The 7,614-nt window shown below is 72.4% G+C and carries 9 protein-coding genes and 1 pseudogene; 4 read left to right on the top strand and 6 right to left on the bottom strand.

Features of this window, described 5'->3' with window-relative positions; genetic code table 11:
- The coding region (locus PV341_RS42100) for a (Fe-S)-binding protein (protein ID WP_500360624.1) at positions 1–1,173 on the top strand (1,173 nt) is incomplete at its 5' end.
- 28 nt (positions 1,174–1,201) lie between these two features.
- On the opposite strand, the gene PV341_RS42095 is transcribed toward PV341_RS42100, so the two are convergent.
- The 3 genes and pseudogenes from PV341_RS42095 to PV341_RS42085 all read right to left on the bottom strand — a co-directional run bounded on the left by PV341_RS42095 (position 1,202) and on the right by PV341_RS42085 (position 2,822).
- Positions 1,202–1,411, bottom strand: coding sequence for a Uma2 family endonuclease (locus PV341_RS42095; protein ID WP_500360623.1), 210 nt, complete (start codon positions 1,409–1,411; stop codon positions 1,202–1,204).
- A gap of 70 nt (positions 1,412–1,481) precedes the next feature.
- Positions 1,482–1,640: pseudogene (locus PV341_RS42090) on the bottom strand (Uma2 family endonuclease); the annotation flags it as partial.
- A 279-nt stretch (positions 1,641–1,919) separates the two neighbouring features.
- Complete coding sequence (locus PV341_RS42085; RefSeq protein WP_500330338.1) at positions 1,920–2,822, bottom strand: NADP-dependent oxidoreductase; 903 nt, start codon at positions 2,820–2,822, stop codon at positions 1,920–1,922.
- 137 nt (positions 2,823–2,959) lie between these two features.
- Between PV341_RS42085 and PV341_RS42080 the strand changes: the two genes are divergently transcribed.
- Together PV341_RS42080 and PV341_RS42075 are read left to right on the top strand one after the other, a co-directional pair.
- Positions 2,960–3,367: a winged helix-turn-helix transcriptional regulator gene (locus PV341_RS42080; protein WP_500330340.1), complete on the top strand. Its 408-nt coding sequence runs from the start codon at positions 2,960–2,962 to the stop codon at positions 3,365–3,367.
- 151 nt (positions 3,368–3,518) lie between these two features.
- Entirely contained in the window at positions 3,519–3,908 is a 390-nt protein-coding gene (locus tag PV341_RS42075; RefSeq protein ID WP_500330342.1) for a hypothetical protein, read from the top strand.
- A 24-nt stretch (positions 3,909–3,932) separates the two neighbouring features.
- Here the strand turns inward: PV341_RS42075 and PV341_RS42070 are convergent, their stop codons facing one another.
- Positions 3,933–5,390 (bottom strand): MFS transporter, encoded by a 1,458-nt coding sequence (locus PV341_RS42070; RefSeq protein WP_500330343.1) that lies wholly within the window; start codon positions 5,388–5,390, stop codon positions 3,933–3,935.
- Positions 5,391–5,408: 18 nt separating this feature from the next.
- Positions 5,409–5,801 (bottom strand): MarR family transcriptional regulator, encoded by a 393-nt coding sequence (locus PV341_RS42065; RefSeq protein WP_499516868.1) that lies wholly within the window; start codon positions 5,799–5,801, stop codon positions 5,409–5,411.
- Positions 5,802–6,006: 205 nt separating this feature from the next.
- Here PV341_RS42065 and PV341_RS42060 point away from each other — a divergent pair, with 205 nt between their 5' ends.
- Positions 6,007–6,216 carry a ribbon-helix-helix protein, CopG family gene (locus tag PV341_RS42060; RefSeq protein WP_500330345.1) on the top strand — a complete coding sequence of 70 codons (210 nt, stop codon included), beginning with the start codon at positions 6,007–6,009 and terminating at the stop codon, positions 6,214–6,216.
- On the opposite strand, the gene PV341_RS42055 is transcribed toward PV341_RS42060, so the two are convergent.
- Positions 6,186–7,614: NCS2 family permease (locus tag PV341_RS42055; RefSeq protein WP_500360621.1), on the bottom strand; the 1,429-nt coding region annotated here is incomplete at its 5' end. The genes PV341_RS42060 and PV341_RS42055 overlap by 31 nt on opposite strands.

Below are 7,614 nucleotides of genomic sequence, written 5' to 3'. Positions count from 1 at the left end.
GGGGATCCGGGGGCGGGCGTCATGTGCCCCTCGTACCGGGCGACGCACGAGGAGCGGCACTCCACCCGAGGCCGGGCCCGGCTGCTGCACGAGATGCTCGCCGGCGAGATCGTCACCGGCGGCTGGCGCTCGCCGGAGGTCCTGGACGCCCTGGACCTCTGCCTGTCCTGCAAGGGCTGCCGCTCGGACTGCCCGGTCGGCGTCGACATGGCAACCTACAAGGCGGAGTTCCTCCACCACCACTACCGGCGGCGGCCGCGGCCCGCCGCGCACTACCTGATGGGCGGGCTGCCGACGTGGCTGCGCGCGGCGGCCCCGCTCGCCGGGACCGTGAACGCCCTGGCACGGGTACGGCCGCTGGCCGCCGTGGCCAAGCGGGCGGCGGGCGTCGCGCCCGAGCGGGAACTGCCGCCGCTGGCCGAGGAGCCCTTCGTGCGCTGGTGGCGGCGGCAGGAGCCCGCGCCGGAGGCGGGAGGGACCGTGGTGCTGTGGCCGGACACCTTCACCGACCGATTCTCCCCCGAGGTCGGCCGCGCCGCCGTACGCGTCCTGCGGGCGGCCGGATTGCGCGTCGTGCTGCCGCCGGGACGCGTCTGCTGCGGCCTGACCTGGGTCTCGACCGGCCGCCTCGACCGGGCCCGGCAGGTGATGCGCCGCACGGTCCGGCGGATGGCTCCCATGGTCGCCGCCGGTCATCCCGTCGTCGTCCTGGAGCCGAGCTGCGCGGCGGCGCTCCGCACCGATCTGCCCGAACTCCTGGGCACCGACGAGGCGGCGGCCCTGGCCGGTTCCGTACGCACCTTCGCGCAGGTGCTGGAGGAGCGGGCCCCCGGCTGGACGCCGCCCCGCCTCGACCGGTCGGTCACCGGCCAGACCCACTGCCACCAGCACGCCGTCCTGGGCGACGCCGCCGAGCGCCGGCTGCGCTCCCGCGCGGGCCTCACCGGCACCCTGGCCTCCGGCTGCTGCGGCCTGGCCGGGAACTTCGGCTTCGAGCGTGGCCATTACGAGGTCTCCGTCGCCTGCGCCGAGGAGCGTCTGCTGCCCGCCGTCCGCGCCGCCCGCCCCGGCACGGCCGTCCTGGCGGACGGCTTCTCCTGTCGCACCCAGCTCGCCCAGCTCGGCGGGGTACGCGCCCGGCACCTCGCGGAGCTGCTGGCGGACGGGCTGTGAGTCGGCGGACCGTGGCGAGGACCGGACCTCAGAACTCCGCTGTGTCCAGCACGAGTCCGAAGGGCTCGGGCAGCCGCAGCGGCGTGCCGAAGGGATGCGGGCCGTCCACCACCCGGTAGCCGAGCTCCCCCGGCTCCGCGTACAGGGTGCAGCTGCGCTCCTGACGGTCGACGAGGAGGTACAGCGGGGCGCCGTACTCGGCGTAGCGGCGGCGTTTGACGATCCGGGTCGGTGTCACTGTTGGACTCGGAGGTGACCTCCACCACCAGCAGGGTCTGGTGGGGGACGAGAGCGTCGGCTTCCGCCAAGGCTTCCGGCACGACGGCCAGATCCGGCACGTACCAGTTGCCACTGCCGGGAAGGTCCAGGTTTCCCGAGCCCGAGAGGCAGCCCATCTTCTGCACGACGGGGTCGATCTGCCGACGGATCATGGCTGCGGCCCTCTCATGCCCCCACGTAGGTGGCACCACTTGCCGGATGACCCCCTCGACGATCTGCACCCGGTCCCCCCGTGGTGCCGGATCGCGTACTTGAGCGCGGTTTCCGGGTCGTCCGGCGCGTACGAACCGGCGGCCGCCCGAGACGCCCAGTGGGGCTGTGAGCTCATCGGTCCTCCAGAGGGCTCCGCACACGCGACTGACGACACCTCCGATTCTCAGGCAGCCGCCGCCCGCCCGGGGCGCCCCGATCGCACATTCACTCGAAACGATGAAGCACCCCCGAGGTCACCGACGCCGGCACCGGGGTCACGGCACCAGCACGAGCCTCCCCCGCACACCCCCCTCCGCGAGGCGGGCGTGGGCCTTGGCGGCCTCCTCCAGCGGGTAGGTGTCGGCCACCCGCGTGGTGAGCACGCCCCGGTCCAGCAAGGCCACGAGTTCCGCGAGGCGCCCGCCGTCCGGCTGGACCTGCACGGCGGCGACCCGGATGCCGCGCTCGGCGGCGGGCACCGCGTCGGGCCGGACGGTGACGTAGCCGCCGCCGTCCGGTACGGCCGCCAGGGCGGGGGCGCCGAGCGCCGCCGCGTCGAGGGCGGCGTCGGCGCGGACGCCGTCCAGGGACGACACGGCCTCGTCGGCGCCCAGTTCCCGCAGCAGCGGGAGGTCGGCGGGGCGGGCCAGGGCGACGACGTGCAGCCCCGCGTGGCGGGCCAGCTGGACGGCGTAGCCCCCGACCGCGCCCGCGGCGCCGGTGACCAGCACGCGGTCGCCGGGCCGGGCGGCCAGCAGGCCGAGCGCCTGGTCGGCGGTGAGGGCGTTGGTCGGGAGGGTGGCGGCGTGGACGGGGTCGACGGACGAGGGGGCCGCGGCGAGGGCGTCCGCGCGCAGCACGACGTACTCGGCGTGCGCCTTGGTCCGCTGCCCGAACCCGCCCACCGCGCCCACGACGGCCGTGCCCGGCACGGGGGCGGAGGCCCCGGCGCCGACCGCGTCCACGGTCCCCGCGACGTCCCAGCCCATCCCGAGGAAGGCCCCGGGCACCAGCGCCCCGGCCCCGAGCAGACCGGCCCTCACGGCCAGGTCGGCGGGGTTGACCCCGGCCGCGGCCACCCGCACCCGGACCTCGCCGGGGCCCGGCTCGGGCAGCGCCACCTCGGCGACCTCCAGCACCTCGGGCCCGCCGAATTCCCTGATCACGACAGCACGCATGGCAGAAGCTCCCTGTTCCTGAGGATGTGGTGGCGACTGGTCCCGCCGCCATCACAAACCTAGGGAGAGCTACTCTCTACGGGTAAGTACGTACCTGGAAGTGCGTACCGAACCGAGGAGTCCGGAGGGGAGCCCCCATGGCGACGACCACCGCGTCCCAGCGGCGCGAGGAGGCACGCGTGGCCTACAACGCGTTCATGAAGGGCTGCCCGACGAACCAGTTGCTCATCCGGATCAGCGACAAGTGGGCCGGCCTGCTCATGGCCGCGCTCAAGGACGGGCCGCAGCGTTACAGCGACCTGGGCCGCCGCATCGCGGGCGTCAGCCAGAAGATGCTCACGCAGACGCTGCGCACCCTGGAGCGGGACGGACTGGTCGCACGGACCGTCACGCCGTCCGTGCCCGTGCGGGTGGACTACGCGCTGACGCCGCTGGGCGAGAGCCTGGCCGTGCTGTTCTCCGCTGTGAAGGACTGGGCGGAGGAGCACATCGAGGAGGTCGTCGAGGCCCGCGAGCGCTACGACGCCGGAGCGCGCACGTCCTGAGGCGGCCGGGGGCCGCCCCGGTTTCGCCGATCCCCTGTGCCGTTCATCCGTTTTCGGGCATTCTGTAGAGCCGTTACCGGCCGTTTCGGCCTACTTCCGGCAGCGGGGGGACATCATGCCCGGTGGGGAGCGCGGTGCGCTCGGTCAGCTGGTGAGAGCGCTCAGCCTGGGGACGTTGGTGACCGTCTACGTCGCCAGCCTGCTGATCACCTACCGCCAGCTGCACACGAAACCCGTGCTGCAGGACGTCATCGGTGCCCCTGACTGGACCCGCGCCGTCCTGGTCATGGGACTGGTGATCGGCGGCGGGCTGGGCACGGCCGCGGCGATCGTCGACGACCGCCGCGAACTGCCCTCGTGGTTCCTGACCGCGGTGGGCGTGGCGGCCGCACTGGCGTGGAGCCTGTGGGCTTCGTCGAGCCTGGGCGAGGACTACGTGCACATGCTCTTCGCGGCCACCGCCCCGGTGACCGGCCTGCTGGTGTGGGCCGAGCTGATGCGGCAGTTCCGCAACCGGCGCCGGGTCCCCGGGACCGCCTGACCGTTCGTCCGGCCCGTGCCGTGCTCAGGCGGCCACCGACTCCGACTCCCGCGGCACGAACTCGATCAGCTTGTGGTCCTTGCCGCGGTGCAGGTCGATCTTGAGCCGCAGACCGCCCAGCCGGGCCAGGAAGAGTCCGACGCAGGCCGCCGCCACCGCGGCGACCAGGCCGCCGGCCAGGAAGCCGGTCCGGGCCCCGAAGACGTCGGTGATCCAGCCGACGAGCGGGCCGCCCAGCGGTGTGCCGCCCACGAAGACCATCATGAACAGGCTCATGACGCGGCCCCGCATGGCGGGGTCGGTCGCGAGCTGGACGCTGGCGTTGGCGGTGGTGTTGAAGGTCAGGCCGAAGATGCCGATCGGCAGCATGAGCGCCAGGAAGATCCAGTACGTCGGCGCCAGTGCCGCCACGACCTCCAGCAGGCCGAACCCGAGCGCCGCGCCGACCAGCAGCCGCAGCCGGGTGCTGCCGCGCCGGGCCGCCAGCAGCGCGCCGACGACGGAGCCGACCGCGAGCACCGAGTTGAACAGGCCGTACATCCCGGCGTCGCCGTGGAAGACGTGGTCGGCGAAGGCGGTGAGCCAGATCGGGAAGTTGTACGCGAAGGTGCCGATGAAGCCGACCAGCACGATGGGCCAGATCAGCTCGGGCCGTCCGGCGACGTAGCGCAGGCCCTCGCGCAGCTGGCCCTTGCCGCGCGGCGCGGTGGGCACCTCGTACAGCTCGGAACGGCGCATGAGCAGCAGTCCGGCGAGCGGCGCCAGGAAGGACAGGCCGTTGAAGAGGAAGGCCCAGCCGCTGCCGACCGCGGTGATCAGCGCGCCCGCGACGGCGGGGCCGATGAGGCGGGCGCTCTGGAAGTTCGCGGAGTTCAGGGAGACCGCGTTGCGGACGTCGGCCGGGCCGACCATCTCGACGACGAACGCCTGCCGGCTGGGGTTGTCGACGACGGTGACCATGCCGAGCCCGAAGGCGATGGCGTACACGTGCCAGACCTGGACGGCTCCGCTGAGGGTCAGCGCGGCCAGGGCGAGGCCCAGCAGGCCCATGGCCGCCTGGGTGGCCAGCAGGGTGCGGCGCTTGGGGTAGCGGTCGGCGATGACGCCGCCGTAGAGCCCGAAGAGCAGCATGGGCAGGAACTGCAGTGCGGTCGTGATGCCGACGGCGAAGGAGGACCCGGTCAGGCTCAGCACCAGCCAGTCCTGCGCGATGCGCGACATCCAGGTGCCGGTGTTGGAGACGATCGCCCCACCGGCGAAGAGCCGGTAGTTGCGGTTGCGGAGCGAGCTGAACATGCCGCCGGGCGCCGGCGGCGCGGCGGGGCGGCCGGTGCCGGGGGTCCCGGGCGGTCCGGCGGCCCCCGCGGCGGCGTCGGCGCCCGCCGGGGTGGGAAGATCGGCCGGGTCGGCGGTGCCGGCCGGTCCGGTCCCCTCAGGGATGTTCGGTTCGGGTGCGGCCTGTGATGCGGCTGCCGAACTCAATCCGGTCTCGCCTCCTCGTCATCGGTTCCTTGCGTCGGCGTGAGCGAGCTTCTCCAGGACGGGCGCCGCCTCCCGGAGCACGGCGCGTTCCTCCTCCGTGAGGGTGGCCATGAGTTCGGCCAGGAACGCGTTGCGCCGGGCCCGGCTCTCCTCGAGCATCGCCTCCGCCTGCTCGGTCTGCCGGACGACGACCTGGCGCCGGTCGTCCGGGTGCGGGTCCCGGTGCACCAGGCCCTTGGACTCGAGCATGGCGACGATCCGCGTCATGGACGGCGGCTGTACGTGCTCCTTGCGGGCCAGCTCCCCGGGGGTGGCGGATCCGCAGCGCGCGAGGGTGCCCAGCACGGACATCTCCGTCGGGCTCAGCGACTCGTCGACCCGGTGGTGGCGCAGTCGGCGGGAGAGCCGCATCACGGCTCCGCGCAGCGTGTTCACCGCTGAGCGGTCGTCCTCGGACAGTTCGGTCACGTTCGTTAGATTAGCTCATTACCTATGCTAAGTAAAATTGCCGCAGCCGTGCCGCGTCCAAACGCATTCGTCAAGGAAGTCACCCATCCGGGTGAGTTCCGCCCCGAAAACGACGCATGCCCCGAGGGGCCCGCCGGACCCTTGGGCCATGGCTTCGAGAGTGCTCAGCATGCGCATAGACGGGGACCTGCTGGACCGTCTCCAGGCTCACGCCGCCAAACGCGGAATGAGCGTCCAGGACTACATCGTCCGGACGCTCATTCGCGATGACTTCGACGAGAGGCTCAAGGCCTCCGTCGACGAGACCGAGCAGTTCTACACGGCCGGTTACGTCAGGCCGAGCGCCGGCATCAGGTAGTAGAAGGCGAAGACCGCCGACACCGCGTAGAGCGCGGACGGCACCTCGCGGCCGCGCCCCGCCACCAGTCGCAGCACGCAGAAGGTGATGAACCCGATGCCGATGCCGTTGGTGATCGAGTAGGTGAACGGCATGAGCAGCATCGTCAGGAACGCCGGGATGGAGATCGTGTAGTCGCTCCAGTCGATCTCCCGGATGCTGCCCGCCATGATCAGGAAGCCCACCGCGACGAGCGCGGGGGTGGCCGCCTGGGCCGGGACCATGGTGGCCAGCGGCGCGAAGAACAGCGCGACGACGAAGAGCAGACCGGTGGCGATCGAGGCGAGGCCCGTGCGCGCGCCCTCGCCGGCACCGGCGGTGGACTCCGCGTAGCAGGTGTTGGCCGAGCACGAGGTGAAGCCACCGGCGGCGGTGGCGATGCCGTCCACCATCAGCACCCGGCTCATCCCGGGCAGGTCGCCCTTGGAGTCCAGCAGGTGCGCCTCGTCGCTGACGCCGAGGATGGTGCCCATCGCGTCGAAGAAGCAGCTCAACAGCACGGTGAAGACGAAGAGGATGCCGGTGAGCACACCGACCTCCTGGAAGCCGCCGAACAGGCTCACCTTGCCGATCAGCCCGAAGTCGGGGGTTGCGACCGGGTTGCCGGGCCACTGCGGGACGGTCAGGCCCCAGGCGGTGTCCTTGACGTTCGCCACCGCGTCGACGACGAGCGCGAGAACGGTCATCGCGACGATGCTGATCAGGATGGCGCCGGGCACCTTCCGGATGATCAGCCCGAGGGTCAGCAGCACACCGAGGATGAAGATCAGCACCGGCCAGCCGGTCAGGTGGCCGCCCGCGCCCAGCTGCAGCGGGACGGTGGTGTGCGCGGCGTCCGGGATGCGGGTCACGAAGCCGGAGTCGACCAGGCCGATCAGCACGATGAACAGGCCGATGCCGATGGCGATCGCCTTGCGCAGGCCGAGCGGCACCGCGCTCATCACCCGCTCCCGCAGGCCCGTGGCGACCAGCACCATGATCGCGAGACCGGCGAGGACCACCATGCCCATCGCGTCCGGCCAGCTCATCTTCGGCGCGAGCTGGAGCGCGACGATGCTGTTGACGCCCAGACCCGCCGCCAGCGCGATCGGCACGTTGCCGATGACGCCCATGAGCAGGGTGGTGAAGGCGGCGGTCACGACGGTGGCGGTGACCAGCTGGCCGCCGTCGAGGTGGTGGCCGTATTTGTCCACGCCCGAGCTGAGGATGATCGGGTTCAGGACGATGATGTAGGCCATCGCGAAGAAGGTGGCCAGACCTCCGCGGATCTCCCGGGGGACCGAGGACCCCCGCTCGGTGATCCGGAAGAACCGGTCGAGCGCGCCGTGGGCGGCCGCCGGGGGCGGGGTCGGGGAACTG

It is taken from the genome of Streptomyces sp. PA03-1a (genome assembly GCF_033792805.1).
Classification (GTDB): domain Bacteria; phylum Actinomycetota; class Actinomycetes; order Streptomycetales; family Streptomycetaceae; genus Actinacidiphila.
This window is presented reverse-complemented; position numbering and strand designations above follow the sequence as displayed.